Source organism: Tessaracoccus caeni (assembly GCF_029211185.1).
Lineage (GTDB): Bacteria > Actinomycetota > Actinomycetes > Propionibacteriales > Propionibacteriaceae > Arachnia > Arachnia caeni.
The window spans coordinates 19,500-40,196 of sequence record NZ_JARGDO010000009.1 but is presented as its reverse complement, the minus strand read 5'-3'; the positions used below and the strand labels follow the sequence as shown (position 1 = coordinate 40,196).

Annotated in this window: 21 protein-coding genes; 9 read left to right on the top strand and 12 right to left on the bottom strand. The window is 68.6% G+C overall.

Annotation, left to right across the window (positions count from 1 at the left end):
- The first annotated feature begins 22 nt into the window (after positions 1-22).
- The 4 genes from P0D62_RS09540 to P0D62_RS09525 all read left to right on the top strand — a co-directional run bounded on the left by P0D62_RS09540 (position 23) and on the right by P0D62_RS09525 (position 4,751).
- Entirely contained in the window at positions 23-1,132 is a 1,110-nt protein-coding gene (locus P0D62_RS09540) for a sensor histidine kinase (protein WP_275702403.1), read from the top strand.
- Positions 1,129-1,818 carry a response regulator transcription factor gene (locus tag P0D62_RS09535; protein WP_275702402.1) on the top strand — a complete coding sequence of 230 codons (690 nt, stop codon included), beginning with the start codon at positions 1,129-1,131 and terminating at the stop codon, positions 1,816-1,818. The genes P0D62_RS09540 and P0D62_RS09535 overlap by 4 nt, the downstream gene beginning before the upstream one ends.
- Before the next feature lie 114 nt (positions 1,819-1,932).
- Positions 1,933-3,201 carry an alpha/beta hydrolase gene (locus tag P0D62_RS09530; RefSeq protein WP_275702401.1) on the top strand — a complete coding sequence of 423 codons (1,269 nt, stop codon included), beginning with the start codon at positions 1,933-1,935 and terminating at the stop codon, positions 3,199-3,201.
- 17 nt (positions 3,202-3,218) lie between these two features.
- Positions 3,219-4,751: an alpha-amylase family protein gene (locus P0D62_RS09525; RefSeq protein ID WP_275702400.1), complete on the top strand. Its 1,533-nt coding sequence runs from the start codon at positions 3,219-3,221 to the stop codon at positions 4,749-4,751.
- Positions 4,752-4,818: 67 nt separating this feature from the next.
- Here the strand turns inward: P0D62_RS09525 and P0D62_RS09520 are convergent, their stop codons facing one another.
- The 7 genes from P0D62_RS09520 to P0D62_RS09490 form a co-directional block, all read right to left on the bottom strand.
- Positions 4,819-5,151 carry a type II toxin-antitoxin system PemK/MazF family toxin gene (locus tag P0D62_RS09520; protein ID WP_275702399.1) on the bottom strand — a complete coding sequence of 111 codons (333 nt, stop codon included), beginning with the start codon at positions 5,149-5,151 and terminating at the stop codon, positions 4,819-4,821.
- On the bottom strand, positions 5,148-5,369 hold the full coding sequence (locus tag P0D62_RS09515) for a ribbon-helix-helix protein (RefSeq protein ID WP_275702398.1): 222 nt from the start codon (positions 5,367-5,369) through the stop codon (positions 5,148-5,150). The genes P0D62_RS09520 and P0D62_RS09515 overlap by 4 nt, the downstream gene beginning before the upstream one ends.
- A 19-nt stretch (positions 5,370-5,388) precedes the next feature.
- Positions 5,389-6,354 carry a DUF1648 domain-containing protein gene (locus tag P0D62_RS09510; RefSeq protein ID WP_275702397.1) on the bottom strand — a complete coding sequence of 322 codons (966 nt, stop codon included), beginning with the start codon at positions 6,352-6,354 and terminating at the stop codon, positions 5,389-5,391.
- 26 nt (positions 6,355-6,380) lie between these two features.
- Positions 6,381-6,728, bottom strand: coding sequence for a GntR family transcriptional regulator (locus P0D62_RS09505; protein ID WP_275702396.1), 348 nt, complete (start codon positions 6,726-6,728; stop codon positions 6,381-6,383).
- Between the two features lie 143 nt (positions 6,729-6,871).
- The gene (locus tag P0D62_RS09500; RefSeq protein ID WP_275702395.1) at positions 6,872-7,498 is read right to left on the bottom strand and encodes an MBL fold metallo-hydrolase; all 627 of its coding nucleotides are present in this window, start codon (positions 7,496-7,498) and stop codon (positions 6,872-6,874) included.
- 13 nt (positions 7,499-7,511) lie between these two features.
- Positions 7,512-8,597, bottom strand: coding sequence for an S-(hydroxymethyl)mycothiol dehydrogenase (locus P0D62_RS09495; protein WP_275702394.1), 1,086 nt, complete (start codon positions 8,595-8,597; stop codon positions 7,512-7,514).
- A 100-nt stretch (positions 8,598-8,697) separates the two neighbouring features.
- Positions 8,698-10,071 carry a sugar porter family MFS transporter gene (locus P0D62_RS09490; protein WP_275702393.1) on the bottom strand — a complete coding sequence of 458 codons (1,374 nt, stop codon included), beginning with the start codon at positions 10,069-10,071 and terminating at the stop codon, positions 8,698-8,700.
- Here P0D62_RS09490 and P0D62_RS09485 point away from each other — a divergent pair.
- Positions 10,049-10,207, top strand: coding sequence for a hypothetical protein (locus P0D62_RS09485; RefSeq protein ID WP_275702392.1), 159 nt, complete (start codon positions 10,049-10,051; stop codon positions 10,205-10,207). The genes P0D62_RS09490 and P0D62_RS09485 overlap by 23 nt on opposite strands.
- A 50-nt stretch (positions 10,208-10,257) precedes the next feature.
- Here the strand turns inward: P0D62_RS09485 and P0D62_RS09480 are convergent, their stop codons facing one another.
- From P0D62_RS09480 to P0D62_RS09470, 3 genes are read right to left on the bottom strand one after another with little or no spacing between them, the layout of a single operon-like run.
- Positions 10,258-11,103 (bottom strand): transglutaminase family protein, encoded by an 846-nt coding sequence (locus tag P0D62_RS09480; protein ID WP_275702391.1) that lies wholly within the window; start codon positions 11,101-11,103, stop codon positions 10,258-10,260.
- Complete coding sequence (locus P0D62_RS09475) at positions 11,100-12,026, bottom strand: alpha-E domain-containing protein (protein WP_275702390.1); 927 nt, start codon at positions 12,024-12,026, stop codon at positions 11,100-11,102. Before P0D62_RS09475 ends, P0D62_RS09480 begins: the two co-directional genes overlap by 4 nt.
- On the bottom strand, positions 12,020-13,675 hold the full coding sequence (locus tag P0D62_RS09470; protein ID WP_275702389.1) for a circularly permuted type 2 ATP-grasp protein: 1,656 nt from the start codon (positions 13,673-13,675) through the stop codon (positions 12,020-12,022). The genes P0D62_RS09475 and P0D62_RS09470 overlap by 7 nt, the downstream gene beginning before the upstream one ends.
- Before the next feature lie 116 nt (positions 13,676-13,791).
- On the opposite strand from P0D62_RS09470, the gene P0D62_RS09465 reads away from it, so the two are divergent.
- On the top strand, positions 13,792-14,742 hold the full coding sequence (locus tag P0D62_RS09465) for a glutathione S-transferase family protein (RefSeq protein ID WP_275702388.1): 951 nt from the start codon (positions 13,792-13,794) through the stop codon (positions 14,740-14,742).
- Positions 14,743-14,802: 60 nt separating this feature from the next.
- Here the strand turns inward: P0D62_RS09465 and P0D62_RS09460 are convergent, their stop codons facing one another.
- The gene (locus P0D62_RS09460) at positions 14,803-15,741 is read right to left on the bottom strand and encodes an alpha/beta hydrolase (RefSeq protein WP_275702387.1); all 939 of its coding nucleotides are present in this window, start codon (positions 15,739-15,741) and stop codon (positions 14,803-14,805) included.
- Between the two features lie 233 nt (positions 15,742-15,974).
- On the opposite strand from P0D62_RS09460, the gene P0D62_RS09455 reads away from it, so the two are divergent.
- Together P0D62_RS09455 and P0D62_RS09450 are read left to right on the top strand one after the other, a co-directional pair.
- Positions 15,975-16,838, top strand: coding sequence for a hypothetical protein (locus P0D62_RS09455; RefSeq protein ID WP_275702386.1), 864 nt, complete (start codon positions 15,975-15,977; stop codon positions 16,836-16,838).
- Positions 16,828-17,631 (top strand): ferritin-like domain-containing protein, encoded by an 804-nt coding sequence (locus P0D62_RS09450; RefSeq protein ID WP_275702385.1) that lies wholly within the window; start codon positions 16,828-16,830, stop codon positions 17,629-17,631. Before P0D62_RS09455 ends, P0D62_RS09450 begins: the two co-directional genes overlap by 11 nt.
- On the opposite strand, the gene P0D62_RS09445 is transcribed toward P0D62_RS09450, so the two are convergent.
- Complete coding sequence (locus P0D62_RS09445; protein WP_275702384.1) at positions 17,628-18,386, bottom strand: GntR family transcriptional regulator; 759 nt, start codon at positions 18,384-18,386, stop codon at positions 17,628-17,630. The two genes, P0D62_RS09450 and P0D62_RS09445, sit on opposite strands and share 4 nt — an antisense overlap.
- Positions 18,387-18,586: 200 nt before the next feature.
- On the opposite strand from P0D62_RS09445, the gene P0D62_RS09440 reads away from it, so the two are divergent.
- Positions 18,587-20,659 (top strand): PTS transporter subunit IIABC, encoded by a 2,073-nt coding sequence (locus P0D62_RS09440; RefSeq protein ID WP_275702383.1) that lies wholly within the window; start codon positions 18,587-18,589, stop codon positions 20,657-20,659.
- The last annotated feature ends 38 nt before the right edge of the window (positions 20,660-20,697 follow it).

Below are 20,697 nucleotides of genomic sequence, written 5' to 3'. Positions count from 1 at the left end.
CCGTCGAGAGTAGGCTTTTCCGGTGGACCGCGTCGTCGAACCAGTGCCCCGCCTTCGGGGCAGCCTCCCCCGGGGACGGGTGCGCGCCGGGTTCGCGCTGGCGATCGTCGGCGTGCCGCTACTGGCCGCACCGCTGAGGGCCCTCCACAACTCCGAGTCGATCGCCACCGAGGTGCTGAGCTTTCAGCTGGTGGTGGTGCTCGTCGCGCTGGTGGGCGGGATCTGGCCCGCGCTCTTCGCCGCGGTGATCTCCGGGCTGACGCTCGACTTCTTCTTCCTGCAGCCGCACTTCCAGATCATGATCGCCGACCCGCTGCACATCGCGGCGTTGGTGCTGCACATCGCGATCGCCGCTCTGGTGAGCTTCGTCGTCGATCGGGCAGAGCGCCAAGCCCGCTCCGCCCGGCTCTACCGGGCCACCGCCGACGAGCTGGAGCCGATGGCGGCCTCCGACCGGGTGCGCGGCGCCCTGCTCTCCGCCCTCAGCCACGACCTCCGGCGTCCCCTCGCTGCTGCCACGGCCGCCGTCGGCGGGCTGCGCGCGGCCGACGAGGCGCTGTCTCCCGAGGACAGGAGGGAGTTGCTGGCCACGGCCGACGAGAGCCTGGCCGCGCTGTCGACGCTGGTCACCGACCTGCTCGATGTGAGCCGTCTCCAGGCGGGCGTCCTGACCATCTCGACGAGCCCCGTCGATCCCGCCGATGTCATCCTGCCGGCCCTCGACGAACTCGAACTCGGGCCCGGCGAGGTGGCACTGGACCTGCGCCACGGCGCGGCGCAAGCGCTGGCGGACGCGGTGCTGTTGCAGCGCGTGCTGGTGAACCTGCTGGCCAACGCCGTACGCTACTCGCCGGCGGGCGTGCAGATCGTGACGACGGAGGTCGGCCAGCGCGTCGAGATCCGCATCGTCGACCACGGCCCCGGCATCCCCGCCGAGCGCCGCGACGACATCTTCGTGCCCTTCCAGCGCCTCGGCGACACCGATAACAGCACCGGGCTCGGCCTCGGCCTGGCGCTGTCAAAGGGCTTCGTCGAGGCGATGAACGGCACCATCACCCCGGAGGACACCCCCGGCGGCGGCCTGACGATGGCGGTCTCGCTGCCCGGCGCGCACGAGGAGGACGACGCATGAAGATCCTGGTCGCCGACGACGACCCCCAGCTGGTGCGCGCGCTGCGCATCACCCTCACGGCGAAGGGCTACGAGATCGTCACCGCCGCCGATGGCACCAGCGCGATCCGCGCGGCGGTCGACCAGCAGCCAGATCTCTTCCTGCTCGACCTCGGCATGCCAGGCCTGGACGGGATCGACGTGATCCACGGCATTCGCGGCTGGTCGGAGGCACCGATCCTGGTGGTGTCGGGACGCGCCGGCGCCGCCGACAAGGTGGAGGCCCTCGACGCCGGCGCCGACGACTACGTCACCAAGCCCTTCTCCGTCACCGAGCTGCTGGCCCGGATCCGGGCGCTGACCCGTCGTGCCCCGCAGCAGGAGCCGAGCCCCGTGGTGCGGCTCGGGGAGATCACCATCGACCTGGCCGCCCGCAGCGCCGTCGACACCTCCGGCGGCCAGCGTCGGCACATCCGGCTCACCCCCACCGAATGGCAGGTGCTCGAGATCCTGATCCGCAATCCCGGCAAGCTGGTCACCCGGCAGACGCTGCTCACCAGCATCTGGGGCACCGAGCACGCCAAGGACACCGGCTACCTGCGCCTGTACCTCTCGCAGCTCCGCAAGAAGCTGGAGCCCGATCCCGGCAGCCCGCGCTACCTGATCACGGAACCGGGGATGGGCTACCGCCTCGATCTCGACGAGTGAGCAGCGACGGCAGAACCCCGTCAGATGCGTGAAGGTTAAGGTCATGAGCAACACCTCTCGCGCGACGCGCGCCTCGATCGAGCTGCTCGTCCCGCTCGGCCCCCGCACGGAGCAATGATGGGCGGCCAGGTGATCGGCTCCGTCCCCAATCCCGGTGGTTCCAGAGATCTGCACGTGTGGCGCGACCGGCTGGGCAACCGGCACACCGAGCTCCGGACGACGCCCCGTCGCAGGGAGCCGTCGGTGGACCGCATCGTCGGGTCGCTCGAGGCCTCGTGGACGGACACGGTCGACGTCGAGGCGCGCGCGCGGGAGGCGCTGGCTCGACCGAACCCCTTCATCGAGCCCGACCCCAGCGATCCCGAGTCGACGCTGTGGACCTGGACGTTCCAGGATCCCGAGGCGCGATCGGTGATGCTGTGGACCAACCCGGTCTTCGACCACAGCGATGTCGCCAGGATGGAACTCGCCCGGCTGCCCGGATCCGACCTCTGGACCATCTGCCTCAGGATGCCCGCCTCGCTGCGCGCCTCCTATCGCATCAGCGTCTGGCACCAGGACGAGGAGCCCCCGTGGCGCGCCGCGAGCGGTCGACGTCCGGTGATCCGCGCCGCCACGCGGGCCAGCGTCATCGACCCGCGCGGCGCCGACATCGTCCATGGCTCGCGGGGCGAGGCCTCCTCGGTAGCTGCAGGCCCGCTCGCACCAACGGAACTCTGGCGCGGTCTCGAGCCGGCCGTCGGCTCTCGCGTCGACGAGGTCGCCCTTCCCGGCGACGAGCGCGCGTGGGTCTACTCCCCTGGCCGCGACACAGCGACCCCCCTGCTAGTTCTGTACGACGGCCAGGTGTGGCGCAAGCTAGGGCTGTCCTCGATCCTGGACGCCATGATCGGTGCGGGCCAGATCCCGCCGCTGCACGTCGCGATGCTCGATTCGGGCGACCAGAACCACCGACGCGAAGCACTCGGGGTGCCGGGTCGACAGGTCGACACCGTCATCGACGCGCTGCTGCCGCGCGTCCGCTCGGGCTGGGACGTGGCCCCAGACGGCGCGGCCACGCTCGTCTCAGGGCAGAGCCTCGGCGGCATCGCCTCGTTGTGGACGGTGGCCCTGTCCGGAGGCCAGGTGCAGCACGCGATCGCCCAGTCGGCATCGCTGTGGCGCTTCGACGTCGCGGAGGCGCTCCTGAAGGAGCCCGCCTGGCGATCCATCGAGCTGCACGCCGGCACCTACGAGGGCGACATGTTGAGCGACGCGCGCACCCTGGCCGCCACCTTGAGCGCGTCGGGGCGCAGCGTCACCTGCCACGGATTCGAGGCCGGCCACGACTGGGCGGTGTGGCGAGCCAATCTGATCCGGGCGCTCTGCCGGTGGAGCGGATAACGACGGCGAGGGGCCCGATGGACACCGGCGAATGGGAGAATCGGACAGCCCTGCCCGCCGCCGAGAGGAACGCCGTGAGGTTGCCCAAACGCCCCACCATCTTTGAGATCAACACCGCCGTCTGGCTGCGCCGCCTCGGCGCAGAAGACGGTCGAGGCCCGCTCCGGCTGGACGAGGTGCCCGCCTCCGCCTGGGACCGGCTGGGGAGCCTGGGGATCGACGCGGTGTGGCTGATGGGCGTGGGGCAACGCAGCGCGCTGGGTCGGGAGCTGGCCCTCGCCGATCCCGGACGCATGGCGGCGATGCGCGACGCGGTGCCCGACCTGCGCGACGAGGACGCCATCGGCTCACCGTATTGCGTGCGCGAGTACGTGGTGGACGAGCGATTCGGGGGCAACGAGGCGCTGGCCGTCGCCCGCGAGGAACTGGCGCGCCGAGGCCTCGGGCTCCTGCTGGGCTTCATCCCCAACCACGTCGCCCCCGATCACGCCTGGCTGGCGGAGCGCCCCGAGCTGCTGATCCGAGGCACCGAGCACGACCTGCTGGCCGATCCCGAGTCGTTCATCGAGACCCCGGACGGCATCTTCGCCCGCGGCCGCGACCCGTTCTTCCCGGCCTGGCCCGACGTCGTCCAGGTCAACGGCTTCTCCCCCGCCCTCCGCGAGGCGCACGTCGAGATTCTGAGCATGATGGCAGAGCGCTGCGACGGCGTGCGCTGCGACATGGCGATGCTGATGTGCACCGACATCTTCGCCCGCACCTGGGGCGAGCGCGCCGGGGTCATCCCCGACAAGGAGTACTGGCCGGAGATCATCGGTGCCGTGAAGGCGCAACGACCCGACTTCACCTTCATCGCCGAGGCCTACTGGGACACGGAGCGTCAGCTCCAGGAACAGGGCTTCGATTACTGCTACGACAAGCTGCTCTATGACTATCTCCTCGACGACGACGCCGAAGCCGCGCGCGCCCACCTGCGGGCCGGCGTCGGCTACCAGGACAAGCTGCTGCGCTTCGTCGAGAATCATGACGAGCCCCGCGCCACCACCGCCTTCGGCCCGGACCGGGCGCGGGTGGCGGCCGTGGTCACGTCGATGCTGCCCGGCGCCAGGCTCTTTCACGACGGACAGTTCGACGGGCTGCGTACGCACGTCCCCGTCTTTCTCAACCGGGGTCCGGTCGAGCCGGCCGATCCGAACACCCAGGAGTTCTACCGTCGTCTGCTCGGCGCCATCGCCGATTCCGGCCTTCGCGACGCGGCCTGGTCGATCGCCGAGGTGAGCGGCTGGCCTGACAACGACTCCCAGCGCAACCTGGTCGCCTGGCAGTGGTGGGGCGAGGCGGGTTCATATGTGGTCATCGCGAACCTGACGGCCGAAAGCGCCCAAGCTCGCGTGCACCTCACCGGGGACTGGGCCGGGCGGGACTGGTCGCTGGACGACCCGATCAACGACCAGCACTTCGAGCGCTCCGGCGACGAACTAGCCCAGGACGGCCTCTACGTCGACCTTGCCCCCTGGCGGTTCCACTTCTTCGCCTTCACCCACCGATAAGCGGCCTGGGAGTCACTGCCGACCGGCGTCGGTTTCGCGCGCCCAACGGGGCTCCCGAACGGGGAAATCAGTCGACGAGGAAGTCGCGGATCCAACTGCGAATCCGCTCCAAGGTGGCATCGTCGACGGCGCCGAGCAGTCCGTCGAGACGCTCGCGGGAAATGACGCGCAACTGCTCCGTCATCGCAAAGCTCGCTTTCGCAAGCCCCGTGGCGCCGGCCAACTCGACGTGGTTGTCCCAACGACGGTCGACGCTCGTCACGGGAACCACCCAGACCAAAGTGGTGACCGCTTCCAGGTAGCCGGTACCGCTGACGACCACAGCAGGACGCCGTCCGGACTGCTCGCGACCGATCGTGGCGTCAGGCCTCACCCAGTAGACCTGCCCCGGGACGATCATCGCCAATGGTCGCTCTGCCAGGCCTCGGCCTCGCGGCGATAATCGTCGTCCGGCGGATTGGCAGCCATCTGCTCGCGGAGCGTCACGAGCCTGCGCCGACGGGCCTCCTCGTCCATCAGCGCCTCGATGTGCTCGGCCATCGTGCGCCCATACTGAGCGGCATCACCCTTCAGCCGGTCACGCAGGTGCGACGGAACCTTGATCGTCGTGGCAGTCATACTCTGAGTATACCGATGGCTATCCGCGTCGGCGGTCCCTGACGAGCAGGGTGTTGAGGGTGGCTGCGGCGCGGCGGGCGTCGTCGATAGTCACCACCATGGGGCGCTCGTCGGCGCGCTCGATCAGGATCGCCTGGCCCTTCGAGGTGACCATCCCCTCGCGCTCGCCGCCGAGAGCGACACGGCGACCGTATCCCCCGAAGTCACCCACCGGGTCGACGGTGGTCACCTCTGCGGCTTGGATGTTGGCGAGCGGCACATTCACCCATCTGATCACGCCCGCTCCGCTGACCCGGACTCCCCGAACATCGATCGTGACGCGAGCATAGGAGGCGGTGAGCACGAAGAGGCTGAGGGCCACACCGAGGAGCAGCATCAGCGCCGCATCGGACCAGCTGCGGTTGACGGCGAAGACCGCGCTCACCACCAGCATCGGCGCCAGCGCGATGCCGGCGAACAGCCAGATCCATCCGGTGACTCGCGTATATCCCGTCCAGGCCACCCGGGTGGTGGGCGATACGCGAAGCGTGGGGACGTCGGCGCCGGGCGCGCCGGACGCTACCGCATAGTCATCTGGCTTGCGGCGCAGCAGAAACCAAAGAAGGAGCCCGACGGCAAGGCCGGCCAGCACGCCGATCCAGATCAGCCCGGTCACGCCTGCTTCCTCGCCCGGGTTCATGTCGCGCTGAGCGAGGGTGCTTCCCGTGAAAAGAACCCCGAGGAACGCCGACAATCCCGGGGCGATGGCGCCCATCGGCCGCTCCTGGCGCACCGCCAGCCCGAGACCCCACAGCAGCAGCGGGAACACGAACATCATCACCGCGTTCGTGATGAACATCTCCCAGAAACCCGCAAATCCATCGGGACGACCGTCAGCACCCCAGTGGACGGCGATCTGCGACGGCAGGTCGTTGCGCGCCAGCCAGATGAGCAGCGAGGAGATCGTCGCGAAGGCGACGATGAGCACCACCGGCAGCAACTTCACGAAACGAGGCGCCTTGGCCGGGGCGCTCACGGCCGGGCCTCGATCAGCGCGGAGACCTCTTTGGGGCTCAGGCCCAGCCGGGCGGCATCGGCGAGAAGCTGATCCACCCGCTCGACGAGTGCGACGAAACCCGGATCGCTGTGCGCGACAACCGCTCCACGCCCGCGACGCAGATCCACCAGCCCCTCATCGCGGAGCACCTGATAGGCGCGCAGCACCGTGTGCATGTTCACGTCCAGTGAGCCCGCCACCTCCTTCGCGGAGGGCAGCCGTTCACCCGAACGAAGGTCGCCATCGATGATCGCCCGCCGCACGGAGGAGGCGAGCTGCTCGAACAACGGCACAGAGGAGGAGGGATCTACATGCCACAACATATTTCTAGTATAGCTAGAATAACTAGGATCCTGACCGATGGCGTGACAACGGGGAAAGATGACTAACGCACACTCGACGGCTCCAGAAAGGGATTTACCCCTCGTCAGCCCATCGAGTGTGCGTTAGTCATCGGACAGCTCGGTCAGTGGCCTCGGTCGATCCATTCCTGGAGGTGCGGGGCCTCGTCGCCGATCACGGTCGAGTCGCCGTGGCCGGTACGCACGACGGTCTCGGACGGCAGCGTCAGCAACCGGGTCCGGATCGACTCGACGATGGTCGGGAAGTCGCTGTAGGAGCGACCGGTGGCTCCCGGGCCGCCGTTGAACAGGGTGTCTCCGCTGAAGACGGTGCCCAGCGCCGGCGCGTAGAAGCAGGTCGAGCCCGGGGAATGACCCGGGGTGTACAGGGCCTGCAACTCCACACCAGCGACGGAGAACACGTCTCCGTCCGCGATCTCGCCGTCGGGGGCCTCGTCGTAGACCGCGTCCCACAGCATCCGGTCCTCCGGGTTGAGCCGGATCGGCGCCTCGAGCAGCCGAGCGGTCTCGCGGGCGGCGCGGATGTGGTCGTCGTGACCGTGGGTGAGCAGGATGGCCAGGGTCTTGCGGTCCCCCACCGCCTCGGCGATGGCCGCCGGATCATGCGCGGGATCGATCACGATCACTTCGGACTCGTCGCCGACGATCCAGACGTTGTTGTCGACGTCCCAGGTGCCGCCGTCCAGCGAGAAGGTGCCGCTGGTGACCAGGTTCTGAATGGTTGCTGCCATAGCCCTATCCCCCTCACAGCTCCACGACGGAGCGCAGCACGGTGCCGCCGTGCATCTTCTCGAACGCGGCCTCGACGTCGCCCAGGCCGATCCGCTCGCTGACGAAGCCGTCAAGGTCGAGCCGGCCCAGCTTGTACTGGTCGATCAGCATCGGGAAATCGTGGCTGGGCAGGCAGTCGCCGTACCAGGACGACTTCAGCGAGCCGCCGCGCCCGAACACATCCAGCAGCGGCAGCTCCAGCGTCATCTCCGGGGTCGGCACGCCCACCAGCACGACGCGGCCCGCGAGGTCGCGGGCGTAGAAGGCTTGGCGATAGGTCTCGGGCCGGCCGACGGCATCGATCACCACGTCAGCGCCGAAGCCGCCGGTGAACCCCTGAATGGCCACCACCGCGTCCTCGTCGCGCGAGTTCACCGTGTGGGTGGCACCGAAACGCTTGGCCTGCTCCAGCTTGGCGTCGTCGATGTCCACCGCGACGATGGTGGTGGCGCCCGCGAGCTGCGCACCCGCGATGGCCGCCGTGCCGACGCCGCCGCAGCCGATCACCGCGACGGACTCGCCGCGCTTCACCTCGCCGGTGTTGATCGCGGCGCCGATGCCGGCCATGATCCCGCAGCCCAGCAGGCCAACGGCCGCCGCATCGGACTCCTCGTCGATCTTGGTGCACTGCCCGGCCGCCACCAGGGTCTTCTCGATGAAGGCCCCGATGCCAAGCGCCGCCGACAGCTCGGTGCCGTCCTCCAGCGTCATCTTGCTCGTGGCGTTATGGGTGTTGAAGCAGTACTTGGGCTGACCCTTCAGGCACGCCCGACACTGTCCGCAGACAGCTCGCCAGTTCAGGATCACGCGGTCACCCACGGCCACCTCGGTCACTCCCTCGCCCACCGCGGCGACGCGGCCGGTGGCCTCGTGGCCCAGCAGGAACGGGAAGTCGTCGTTGATGCCGCCTTGCTTGTAGTGCAGGTCGGTGTGGCAGACGCCGCACGAGATGATGTCGACCACCGCCTCTCCCGGCCCCGGATCCGGCACGATCACCGTCTCGATCGTCGCCGGCGCATCCTTCGCCCGAACCACAACACCCTGAACCCGATAAACCATGTGTCCTCCTTCACACCGACCAGGACGCACCCGAAAAGTCGGGTGCGTCCGGCCAGGCTAGCCGGAATATCCGGCCGCGCGAAGAGTCGCGAAAGATCCGCTACTGCATGTCCTCCAGTTCACGGCCGCGGGTCTCCTTCACCATGGCCCAGACGAAGATCAACGACAACAACGCCATCGACGTGTAGAGACCGTAGGCGATGCCGAGGCCCGCCGAAGCGAGCGACGGGAACGTCACCGACACCAGGAAGTTGGCACCCCACTGGGCCGCAGCGGCCACGGAGATCGCGTAGGCGCGGATCCGGTTGTTGAACATCTCGCCCAGCAGCACCCAGACGACGGGGCCCCAGCTCATGCCGAAGAACACCACGTAGAGGTTCGCCGCTACCACCGCGATGATGCCGGCTGTGGAGCCGACCAAGTCGGGCTGCGTGCTGCCGTCGGCCAGCGTCTTCATCGGTGCAGTGCCGAAGATGTAGGCCATGGTGCCGAGCGTGACGATCATGCCGGCCGAGCCGATGAGCAGCAACGGCTTGCGCCCGATCCTGTCGACCAGAGCGATGGCGATGACCGTGGTCACGATGTTCACCACGGAGGTGAACACGCTGGTGAGCAGCGCACTGGACTCGTCGAAACCGACGGCCTGCCACAGCATCGACGAGTAGTAGAAGATCACATTGATGCCGACGGCCTGCTGGAAGATCGACAAGGCGATGCCGACCCAGACGATGGGTAGCAGACCGAACCGACCCCCCGTCAGCACCTTGATGGACTGCTTCTGGCCAGCGTCGGCTGCCATGGACTCCCGGATCTCCGCGACCTTCGCGTCTGGATCGCCGCCCACGTAGTGCTCCAGCACCTTCCTGGCTTCCTCCAGGCGTCCTTGGCCGACAAGGAACCTGGGCGACTCAGGGATCATCGACGCCAGCACGCCGTAGATGAGGGCCGGGATGCACTCGGCCATGAACATCCAGCGCCACGCCTCCAAGCCGAACCACAGATCGTTGCCTGCACCACCCGCTGCCTGGGCGAGGGCGTAGTTGCTGAGCAGCGAGACGAAGATGCCGACGACGATCGCCATCTGCTGCATCGAGCCCAAGCGACCGCGGACATGGGCCGGCGATACCTCGGCGATGTAGGCCGGGGCGATCACGCTCGCTGCTCCGACGGCGAGCCCGCCGAAGAGCCGCCAAGCGGTCAACGACCAGATCTCCCACGCGATGCCCGACCCGAGCGCGCTCAAGAAGAAGACCACGGCGGCGATCTGCATCACCCGGATCCGGCCGTACTTGGCCGAGATGGGGCCCGCGAACCAGGCGCCGATCGCACAGCCGACGAGCCCGCCCGCGACGGAGAAGCCGAGCAGGAAGTCACCGGCGCCGCTCCACGCCTTGACGGCGTCGACCGCGCCGTTGATGACGGCGGTATCGAAACCGAAGAGGAAACCACCGATGGCCGCCGCTGTGGCGATCATGATCACCCGCGATATCGGAGGGGTCATTCCCACCGAAGCGCTCGAACTCTGCCCTGACATCATCATCCCGACACCACCTCGTTCGCTGGTCGCGCCGACCCGCTCGCATTGCGGGCGGCGCTTTGCTTCTGAGTAGTCTGGCCTACCCGACGGGCCAGTTCCAGGGCGCGGAGCGCATGAATCCGGTCAGTTCAGGCGGGTCAGCTCCACCGAGACGAACATGTCGGAGCCGCTCGAGCCGGCGTAGACGCCGCGCAGAGGGGGCACGTCGGAGTAATCACGGCCGTGGCCGACGTAGACGTGAAGCTCGCCGATCTCGCACAGGTTGGTGGGGTCGTAGCCGCGCCATTCGCCGGCGAACCACTCGATCCACGCGTGCGACTCCCCCACGACGGGCACTCCCACCGGCGCCTCTCGATCGGGGTGCAGGTAGCCCGAGACGTACCGCGCCGGGATGCCCGCCGAGCGCAACACGCCTAGCGAGACGTGCGCGATGTCCTGGCACACGCCCGTGCGGGCCTGCCACGCGTCCTGGGCCGTCGACTGCACGCCCGTGACGCCGCGTCGATACTCCATCGCCTCGCCGATCGCCTGGCAGATGGCGCGGGCCGTCTGGTCGACGTTGCCGCCCTCAGCCTTGATCCGGGCGGCCAGGGCGAGCATGTCCTCGTCTGGCGCGGTGGCCGGGGTCTGCTCCAGGCATTCGTTGAGCGTGACCGAGATGGGGATCCGGCGGGCCAGTTCGTCCCATCCCATGGTCGCCGGGGCCAGCGGACGCGGCCGGATGTCGACGACGCTGGTGGCGCGCACCGACAGCTCCTCGTGCGGGATGAGCACCTCGAACGTGGACACGGTGGTTCCCCAGTAGTCGGAGTAGGTGTTGCGGCTGGCGTCGGCGGAGATCTCCAGCGCGGTCTCCCACACGATCTGGCCTTCGCGGCTGTGCGGGTGCATCCGCGCCTCGTTGTACGACGCGGTGGCCGGGGCCGCGTAGCGGAAGCCCGTGTGGTGGACGATCCTGAGCCTGCTCACAGCGCCTCCTCGATCCAGATCGGCATGGCCATCGACGGGAAGTAGCGTTCCCTGATGGCGTCGCTGACCGACGCCACCCCCAGCTGCACGTCCCGCATGCTGTCGGGCAGGTTCTGCAGGATGTCGTCGATGTAGCGGAACTCCAGCTCGGAGCGGATGCGCCCCAGCCGTCGCCGCGGTCGGCTGGGCGTGCCCGCACCGGTGGACGGGTCGATGCCGGTCAGGCACTCCTCCGCACTCAGGAAGCTGGCCAGCACCGAGCCCGGGAAGAGCCGGTCGACGAGCAGGAACTCGACGGCGGACGACGCCGTCGGCACGGAACGGTAGCTGCGCAGATGGGCCTCGTAGCCGCCGCAGCTGCGTAACAGCGCCGACCAGTTCGACGCGGACGCGCCCGTCACCGAGGTGGTGGTGAGCAGCCGGGCCGTCATGTCGGCACGTTCCAGAGAGCGTCCCAGCGAGAAGAACAGCCAGGCCTCGTCGCGGCTCATGGCGGAGTCGACCAGCCCCAGCGCGAGCGCCGAGCGGATGCGCACCCAGCGGAAGAACGAGTGCGTACGATCGACGGGGACGCGTCGCGGCATGCCCTTGTGCGTCTCGTTCAGCGCCTCCCACAGCTCGGCGGAGATGATCTCCCGCGCCCGGCGCGCGTTCTCGCGGGCGGAGCTGATCGAGTGCGCGATCGACGCGGTGTGCTCGCTGTCGAGCACCAGCCGACTCACCACGTCGGCCCGCCGCACGTCGCCGTTCTCGACGGCCGGCGCCCCCATCACGGCGAGCAGCGCGGAGCACATGGTGTCCTCCTCCACCCGGGGATCCTCCAGCAGGAGCTGGAGGTGCACGTCGAGGAGGCGGGCGGTGCCGTCCGCGCGCTCCACGTAGCGCCCGATCCAGAACAGCGCCTCGGCGATCCGGCTCAGCATGATCCGTCCTCCTCTCGGCGTTGCTGCTGCTGTTGCTGCTGTTGCTGCTGATGGCGCGCCTCGACGTCCTCGTCCTGGGGCGAGGACATGAACGGGGTGTGCGGGTCGGAGACCTGCCCGTCGGCTCCGGTCAGCGGGGTGCCGAGGAACTCCGCCTCCTGGTTCGAGGCGCCGGGCATCGCGGGCCGCCGGTCGAGCACCCAGGTGTCCTTCGAGCCGCCGCCCTGGCTGGAGTTCACGACGAGCTGCCCCTCTGGCAGCGCCACCCGGGTCAGACCGCCGGGCAGCACCCAGACGTCGTTGCCATCGTTGATCGCGAAGGGCCGGAGGTCGCAGTGCCGTGGCCGGAACCCGTCCTCGACGAGCGTCGGGCTGGTCGACAGCATCACCACCGGCTGGGCGATCCAGCCGCGCGGATCCGCCAGCAGCGTCGTGCGCAGCGCGTCCAGCTGCTCCCGCGACGCGTCCGGACCCACGACGATGCCCTTGCCGCCCGAGCCGTCGACGGGCTTGACCACCAGCTCGTCGAGACGATCCAGCACCTCCTCCAGAGCGCTCGGCTCCTCCAGCCGCCAGGTGTCGACGTTGGGCAGGATCGGCTCCTCGCCCAGGTAGTAGCGGATCAGGTCGGGCACGTAGGTGTAGACCAGCTTGTCGTCGGCCACGCCGTTGCCCACCGCGTTGGCGATGGTGACGTTGCCCAGCCGAGCGGCGAGCATCAGGCCGGGCGCGCCCAGCACCGAGTCGGGGCGGAAGGCCAGCGGGTCGAGGAACTCGTCGTCGACGCGACGGTAGATCACGTCCACGCGAGTGGGGCCGGAGGTGGTGTGCATCCAGACCCGGCCGCCGGAGCAGAACAGGTCGCGGCCCTCCACCAGCTCGACGCCCATCAGGCGGGCGAGCAGGCTGTGCTCGTAATAGGCCGAGTTGAACACGCCCGGCGTGAGCACGACGACGGTGGGATCGCTCACCCCGTGCGGGGCCGCCGCACGCAGGGTCTGCAGCAGGCGTTCGGGGTAGTCGGCGACGGGCCGCACCCGCAGGCTGGTGAACAGCTCCGGCAGCGTCTGCGCCATCACCCGGCGGTTGGACAGCACGTAGCTGACGCCGCTCGGCACCCGCACGTTGTCCTCCAGCACCCGCCAGATGCCGCCCTCGTCGCGGATGATGTCGATGCCCGAGACGTGGATCCGCACGCCGTTCGGGCCCGTGACCCCGGCTGCCTGGCGGTGGAAGTGCGTCGACGAGCTGATCAGCGACGCGGGGATCACGCCGTCGTGCACGGCGGCGCGGCGCCCATAGATGTCGGCGAGGAAGGCCTCCAGCGCCCGCACCCGCTGCGAGACGCCCGACTGCACGTAGCTCCAGTCGTCGGCCGAGACCACCCGGGGCACCACGTCGAGGGGGAACGGTCGCTCCTCGCCTGCGAAGTCGAAGGTGACGCCCTGCGCGAGGTAGGAGCTGGCGAGGGCGTCGGTCCTGGCGCGGAGCTCCTCGTCGTCGAGCCGCTCCAGGGCGGTGATCAGTTCACGGTAGGGCTCCCGCACGCCGGTGCCTTGGCCCGCGGCGGGGAACATCTCGTCCCACGGCTGCCCAGTGTGCCGCCGTGGCACGGTGCGGGAGTCGTAGCCTTCGAAGAGGGTTTGCATGTACGCATCTTGCGGAGCGCCGATTTCATCGACGTAACACGGCAACGACGGACGCGCTACAGGATGCACGCGCCGGTTACATTCTCGTCATCGTCCTCCCCAGGTAGCGTGGGGGCATGAGCGAACAGTCCGAACATTCGACGGGCGGGGTGTACTCCGTCAAGGGCAAGGAGTTCACCCGCGACTCCCGCTACATCACGACGCGCATCGTGCGCGATCCGGGGCCTGAGGACTACCCCGTCGAACCCGGCCGGTACCGACTGGTGGCGGCCTATGCCTGCCCGTGGGCGAACCGGGCGATCATCGACCGCGAGTTGCTGGGCCTGCAGGACGTGATCTCGCTCGGCACCCCGGGCCCGACCCACGACGCCGACTCCTGGACCTTCGATCTCGATCCCGGTGGCGTCGATCCCGTGCTCGGCATCCACAAGCTGAAGGACGCCTACCTCAGGCGCTTCCCCGACTATCCGCGCGGCATCACCGTGCCGGCCATCGTCGACGAACGCACGGGCGAGGTGGTCACCAACGACTTCGCGCAGATCACCGAGGATCTCTTCTTCGAGTGGAAGCAATATCACCGCGCGGACGCCCCCGATCTCTGGCCCGCCGACAAGCGCGACGAGATGAAAGAGGTGATGCGGCGCGTCTACACGGAGGTCAACAACGGCGTCTACCGCTGTGGTTTCGCCGGCTCCCAGCAGGCCTACGACGAGGCCTTCGACCGCCTCTTCACCGCCCTCGACTGGCTGGAGGAACGCCTCGGCCGCACCCGCTACCTGATGGGCGACGCGATCACCGAAGCCGACGTGCGGCTGTTCACCACGCTGGTTCGCTTCGACCCCGTCTACCACGGGCACTTCAAGTGCAACCGCAACAAGCTCACCGAGATGCCTCACCTCTGGGGCTACGCCCGCGACCTCTTTCAGACCCCCGGCTTCGGCAACAACGTCGACTTCGCCCAGATCAAAGACCACTACTACAAGGTGCACGTCGATCTGAACCCGAACGGCATCGTCCCCAAGGGCCCCGACCTGGACAACTGGCACACCCCGCACGGGCGCGCCTGAACCGGAACGAGAAAACGAGGGCCGCGGAATGTCCCACGGCCCTCGCGTCTGCTCCAGAGATCAGAGGTTCTCGGCGAAGAACGGGATCACCGTCTCCAGCGCCACGCCGGCGCCCTTGGGCTGGTCGTAGAGGTCGTAGTGGGTGACGCCCTCCAGCACCAGGAGCTGCTTCTTCTCGGAGCCCGCCTTCTCGTACATCGCCAGGCCGTCACGGTAGGCACCGAAGGCGCCCTGCACGTCGCCGACGACGATCAGCAACGGCTGGGTGAGCAGCACGTCGGCAAGGTGGAAGGCATCCCATTCGACGGCGGCCGCGCCGTGCGCCACATCGAAGGTGGCGGTGCCGTTGGGGCGCTGCGCGCGGGGCGTGCAGTAGTAGTCGAAGGCCTCGATCACGTCGACGTCGCCGATCTGCTGGGCCACCTCGGCCGACGGGGCCAACGCGCCGTTGATTGCCTGCGCCGCCCCACGCGCCTCGGCGGTGCGCTGCGCCGCCACGGCCTCGAGCAGCGCGACGGGGCCACCGGCGGCCTGCGCGTTGTCGCGCATCATGCGGCCGTAGTTGACGCCCGTGATGCTGACGCCGGCCTTGAAGCGACGCTCCACCTTCAGCGCTCCCCAGGTGTAGCCGCCGCCACCGCAGACGCCGAGCACGCCGATGCGGTCGGCGTCGACGTAGGGCAGGGTGACCAGGTAGTCGACGACGCGGCTGAAGTCCTCGACGCGCTGCGCCGGCCACTCGACGCGCCGGGGCTCGCCGCCCGACTCGCCCTGGAAGCTGGCGTCGAAGGCGATCACGACGTAGCCCTCCTCGGCCAGCCGCGTCGCGTAGATGTTGCCGGAGGTCTGCTCCTTGCAGCTGCCGATGGGATGCGCGCTGACGATGGCCGGGTAGGTCTTCTCGGCGTCGAAGGACGGCGGGAAGTACACGTCAGCGGCGATGTCCCAGTACATGTCGGCGTTGCGGAAGGTGATGTGCTCGATGTGATCGTTGGTCACGATGGGTTCCTCTCGATACTGCGCCGATCGCTGCGACCGGCATCGCTGCCACCCGACGGCGGCCTCCACGATCCATTGTTTCCCACCACGGACCGAAATAGCAGTGACAACCCCTTCCTAGGAGGGATCTTTCCCAGGCACGAACGGGCGCAGGCGAGCGCGTCGAGACCCCCGCCATCCGCCCTAATTTCATCAGTGTGGAAATGACTTCGCTCCCGCGTTACCCTCGTCTCGTGACTGCGACGCCTCCCCAGGGAGACACCCTCTACACCGCCTTCAACGTGGACGCGTACGGGCGCAACGCGCGTGGACGAATCGCGGTCGATCAGGACGCCGTCGCCGCCCAACCGTTCGATCCGATCACGGCGGCCGATCTCGCCTTCCTCTGGCGCCTCGACAGCGCCGGCCTCTCCGAGACCCGGGCCATGCTGGCCTCCTGGACCAGCAACGAGGCCCGCATCACGGCTTTCATCGCCACCTGGTCCTACGAACGCATGTGGCTCGGCTGGGCCGTGCGCGATCTCCTCGACGCCATCGGTCCCCGTCCCGAGCCCCGCAGTCGTCAGCGACTCTCCGCACGCATTCGCGACGTGTGGGTGGAGCGTCTGATGCCGCTCGTCGTGCCGCCGGTCTCCGCAGCCATCGGCGAGGCCACGTCGGCCGGTCACATGATCAGGATGGGCCTCCAGGAGGTCAGCCTGCAGGCCGCCTACGCCGAGCTGCTGCCCCGGCTCACAGGCGAGGCGCGTCGCGTCGTCGAAGAGATCATCGAGCGACGAACCGCCTTCATCGACTTCTATCGGCACGAGGCCTCCGCCCGGATCGCCCGCTCGCACGCGGAGGCGCTCTCCGCCAAGCTGGCGGTGATGGGCTGGCAGCCCCTGCGCATCGTCGGAGTTCCGGATCCCGACGAGCCGCGGGCGCTCGGCAACATCTTCCTCGGCGACGGGGCCAAGGCCCGCCTGCACGAGGCACAACGTCCTCTGCGCGACCTGCTCCGCGGCGTCGGACTCGAACCCGGCACCGGCCCCGACGGCGGCCCGCCCCCGCCGCCCACCCCAGGATTGTTCTCACGAAAGACCCGCCATGGCATTTGATCTCGAGAACTTCGCCGCCACCTCCGACCGCGTGCGCTGGGAGGATCTGGACTTCGACCACTTCGACGAGCATCCCCTCGACGACGACACCCTCCGGGCGCTGCGCTACATGTGCGACGTGGAGTACCACACGTCGTGCTACCTGCGGGATCTGCTGGTGACGCGCTCGCACCGCAAGGACGAGGCGCGCGGCTTCATGACCACCTGGAACCGCGAGGAGTTCTGGCACGGGGAAGCCCTGGCCGCGGTGCTGGGACGCCACGGCATCACCGTCGGCTACGACGAGCTCAAGGCCCGCCGGGTCAAGCTGGGCTGGCGCGAGGCGATGGGCCCCAGCATGCAGTCGGCCCTGTCCAACCTGGTGGGCGACGACTTCATCGCCGTCCACATGACATGGGGCGCCGCGAACGAGCTCTCCGCCGTCGCGGCCTATCGCCGCCTCGCCGGGATGATGGACCACCCCGCCCTGTCGCCGCTGCTGAAGCGGATCGCCCAGCAGGAGACCCGCCACGTCGCCTTCTACACGACGCAGGCCCGCGCGGCCCTCGAACGCTCCGAGAAGGCCCCCGGCTTGGTGTCCACCCTCATGAGCAAGGCCTGGCGCCCCGTCGGCTCCAGCATCATGAGCGAGGACGAGGTCCGCTACGTGATGGGCTACCTGTTCACGGGCCAGGGCGCGGCGGTGGACAAGCTCGATCAGTCGGTCTCACGACTGCCCGGCCTCGACGATCTGACGATCTTCCGCACCGCCTTCACCAAGATGGGGATCGACCTCCAGCAGCGCGCCGCCTAGGCGGATACTGCGGATACTGCGGCCACCGCTGCGGTCGATGAGAGGGCGACGTCCTCCTGCAGCCGTTGGCGCGACACGAAACGGAACCGGTCTCCGCGGAACACCGATCGTGTCCATTCGACCACCTTGCCTTCGGCATCCCACCCCGTGCGATGGACGAGCAGCAGCGGCAGCCCCGTCTCGACGCCGAGCAGATCGGCCCAGACGGGGTCGGCCAGCACTGTCTCGACGGTGTCCTCCGCGGTGACGATCTCCTTGCCGTAGACCTCGCTCAAGGTCAGATAGAGAGATCCCCGCTCTGCCAAACGCTCCGCGAGTCCCGGCAATCGGCCCGGCAGATGCGCCACCTCATGGGCGATCGGCTCACCGCCCACCGTGCGGAGCCGCTCCACCAGATGAAACGGCGAGCCGATGGGCAGTTCGAGGTGCCGACTCACGTCCTGAGAGGCCAGCGACTCGCGGATGTCCAGTACCACGCTTCCAGGCCGCTGCCCCTCGGAGCCGAGATCCTGCGAGAAGGAGGTGAGCGGACGCACGTGCATGAACTTCGGCTCCGCCACGAAAGTGCCGCTCCCCTGCGTGCGCTCCAGCCGTCCGTCGACGACGAGTTCCGCGATGGCTTGGCGCACCGTCGTGCGCGACGTGGCGAAACGCTCGGCGAGCTCACGTTCGGTAGGGATGGCCGTGCCCGTCGGGAGGTCGACGATCATGTCCAGAAGCGCACCCTTGACCCGGTAGTACTTCGGAACCTTCATTTCTCCTCCTGAACCTCGCTCCGACGAACGGCCGAGCATTGGACTAGACCAAACAATACCCGATCGACACTCAGTCACGCTCACCGACCAGGGCTTGACATCGATATTGGTCTATGCCAATCTTCAATCGTTGGTCTAGACCAATATCGGACTAAGCCCCGCCGAGCACCATGATCGGCAGATCTCACACAGGAGACCGAATGACCCACACCAAAGAGGACACCAAGAAGTCCTCTGGCCTGCGCATTCCCGGGTTCGCGCAGCTCCAGCGACTCGGCAAGAGCCTCATGCTCCCCATCGCCCTCCTCCCCGCGGCAGGCATCCTGCTGCGACTGGGGCAGGACGACCTGCTGGGTCGTTTCGACTGGCCGATCATCGGGGCCTTCTTCGACGCGATGAGCGCCGCGGGCGGCGCGGTGTTCGACAACCTTCCGCTGCTGTTCGCGGTGGGCGTCGCGATCGGCTTCGCCAAGAAGGCCGACGGATCGACGGCGCTGTCCGCGGTGGCCGGCTACCTCGTCATCTCCGCGGTGTTCAAGACCATGTCGCCGATCGTGCTGGAGGGCGTCACCGACAGCGCGGGCAACCAGGCGATGATCAACTACAACGTCTTCGCGGGCATCGTGGTGGGTCTGGTGACGGCCTGGCTGTTCGACAAGTACCACGACATCTCGCTGCCCACCTACCTCGGCTTCTTCGGCGGGCGCCGCTTCGTGCCGATCGTGGTCTCGCTGACCACGTTGTTCCTCGGCTTCGCGCTCAGCTACTTCTACCCCATCTTCAACAGCGGCCTGACCTCCGTCGGCAGCCTGATCGGCGGCGCGGGCGCGTTCGGCGCCTTCGTCTACGGCGTCGCCAACCGCCTGCTGATCCCGATCGGCCTGCACCACATCCTCAACGCCTACATCTGGTTCATCTTCGGCGAGTACGAGGGCGCCAACGGCCTGGTCACCGGCGAACTCACCCGCTTCGCCGCCGGTGATCCCACGGCCGGAGCGCTGACCGCCGGCTTCTACCCCATCCTGATGTTCGGCCTCCCCGCCGCGGCCCTCGCCATGATCCACGCGGCCCGCCCCGCGCAGAAGAAGGTGGCCATCGGCATCCTGTCGGCCGCCGGCCTCACCGCCTTCCTCACCGGCATCACCGAGCCCCTCGAGTACGCCTTCATGTTCGCGGCGCTCCCCCTCTACGTGATCCACGCCCTGCTCACCGGCTTGTCGATGGCGATCGCCTATCTCCTCGACGCGCACCTGGGCTTCAACTTCTCGGCCGGCCTGATCGACCTGCTGCTCTACGGCACCGCCCCCGCCGCTCACAACGTCCTCCTCCTGCTCCTGCTGGGCCTGGTCTTCGCGGTCCTCTACTACGTGCTGTTCCGGTTCGCGATCACCAAGTGGAACATGCGCACCCCGGGCCGTCAGTCCGACGAGGAGTTCGCCGCCGAGCAGGCCGCCAACCTCACCGACGACGGCGGCGCCACCGGCGGCTCGTCGGCGAAGGCCGAGCAGCTGATCGCGGCCTTCGGCGGCCGGGCGAACCTGCTGAACGTCGACGCTTGCATCACCCGGCTGCGCATGGAGGTGGCCGACAAGGCCTCGGTCGACCACGCGCGACTGAAGGCCCTGGGAGCCGCCGGCGTGATCGAGGTGGGCAACAACGTGCAGGCGATCTTCGGCCCCCAGGCCGACGCCCTGAAGTACGAGATCCTGGCCGCGATGGCCGGCCCGGCACCCGCGACCCCCGTCGCCGCCGATCCAACGCCCGTCGCGGCTCCGTCCGCACCAGCACCGGCTTCCGCCCCCGCGAAGGCCGCCATCTCCACGACGATCCTCGCCCCGGTGCAGGGCACCGCCGTGGCGCTGGCCGACGTGCCGGACAAGACCTTCGCCGACGGCCTGGTCGGCGCGGGCATGGCCATCATGCCGCCCCAGGATGTCGTCGAGGCGGTGGCTCCGGTCAGCGGCAAGATCATGCAGCTGATGCCGCACGCCTACGCGATCATGACCGACGACAAGGTGGGCGTGCTGGTGCACCTCGGCCTGGACACCGTCCAGCTGGACGGGCAGGGCTTCACGCTGCACGCCTCGAAGGGCGACCGGGTGGAACAGGGTCAGCCGATCGTCACCTACGACGTGCCCTCGGTGGTGACCACCGGGCGCAACCCGATCATCCCGGTCGTGGTGATGGGCGCCAAGTCGGACGCGGTGATCGCAGAGGCGACCGCCGGTGAGGACGTGAACGCGCAGGATCGGCTGTTCACCGTGTCCTCCTGACCCACTCCCTCACAGGGGCGCTGCCCGGACCATCTCGG

Excerpts from the sequence above, each read along its gene's own strand:
- P0D62_RS09535 (WP_275702402.1), top strand. The coding sequence starts at position 1,129 with ATGAAGATCCTGGTCGCCGACGACGACCCCCAGCTGGTGCGCGCGCTG.
- P0D62_RS09525 (WP_275702400.1), top strand. The coding sequence starts at position 3,219 with ATGGACACCGGCGAATGGGAGAATCGGACAGCCCTGCCCGCCGCCGAG.
- P0D62_RS09465 (WP_275702388.1), top strand. The coding sequence starts at position 13,792 with ATGAGCGAACAGTCCGAACATTCGACGGGCGGGGTGTACTCCGTCAAG.
- P0D62_RS09505 (WP_275702396.1), bottom strand. The coding sequence starts at position 6,728 with ATGTTGTGGCATGTAGATCCCTCCTCCTCTGTGCCGTTGTTCGAGCAG.
- P0D62_RS09520 (WP_275702399.1), bottom strand. The coding sequence starts at position 5,151 with ATGATCGTCCCGGGGCAGGTCTACTGGGTGAGGCCTGACGCCACGATC.
- P0D62_RS09530 (WP_275702401.1), top strand. The coding sequence starts at position 1,933 with ATGATGGGCGGCCAGGTGATCGGCTCCGTCCCCAATCCCGGTGGTTCC.
- P0D62_RS09485 (WP_275702392.1), top strand. The coding sequence starts at position 10,049 with ATGGCCGCCGCTGTGGCGATCATGATCACCCGCGATATCGGAGGGGTC.
- P0D62_RS09490 (WP_275702393.1), bottom strand. The coding sequence starts at position 10,071 with ATGATCGCCACAGCGGCGGCCATCGGTGGTTTCCTCTTCGGTTTCGAT.
- P0D62_RS09495 (WP_275702394.1), bottom strand. The coding sequence starts at position 8,597 with ATGGTTTATCGGGTTCAGGGTGTTGTGGTTCGGGCGAAGGATGCGCCG.
- P0D62_RS09445 (WP_275702384.1), bottom strand. The coding sequence starts at position 18,386 with ATGAAGGTTCCGAAGTACTACCGGGTCAAGGGTGCGCTTCTGGACATG.
- P0D62_RS09500 (WP_275702395.1), bottom strand. The coding sequence starts at position 7,498 with ATGGCAGCAACCATTCAGAACCTGGTCACCAGCGGCACCTTCTCGCTG.
- P0D62_RS09450 (WP_275702385.1), top strand. The coding sequence starts at position 16,828 with ATGGCATTTGATCTCGAGAACTTCGCCGCCACCTCCGACCGCGTGCGC.
- P0D62_RS09440 (WP_275702383.1), top strand. The coding sequence starts at position 18,587 with ATGACCCACACCAAAGAGGACACCAAGAAGTCCTCTGGCCTGCGCATT.
- P0D62_RS09470 (WP_275702389.1), bottom strand. The coding sequence starts at position 13,675 with ATGCAAACCCTCTTCGAAGGCTACGACTCCCGCACCGTGCCACGGCGG.
- P0D62_RS09475 (WP_275702390.1), bottom strand. The coding sequence starts at position 12,026 with ATGCTGAGCCGGATCGCCGAGGCGCTGTTCTGGATCGGGCGCTACGTG.
- P0D62_RS09515 (WP_275702398.1), bottom strand. The coding sequence starts at position 5,369 with ATGACTGCCACGACGATCAAGGTTCCGTCGCACCTGCGTGACCGGCTG.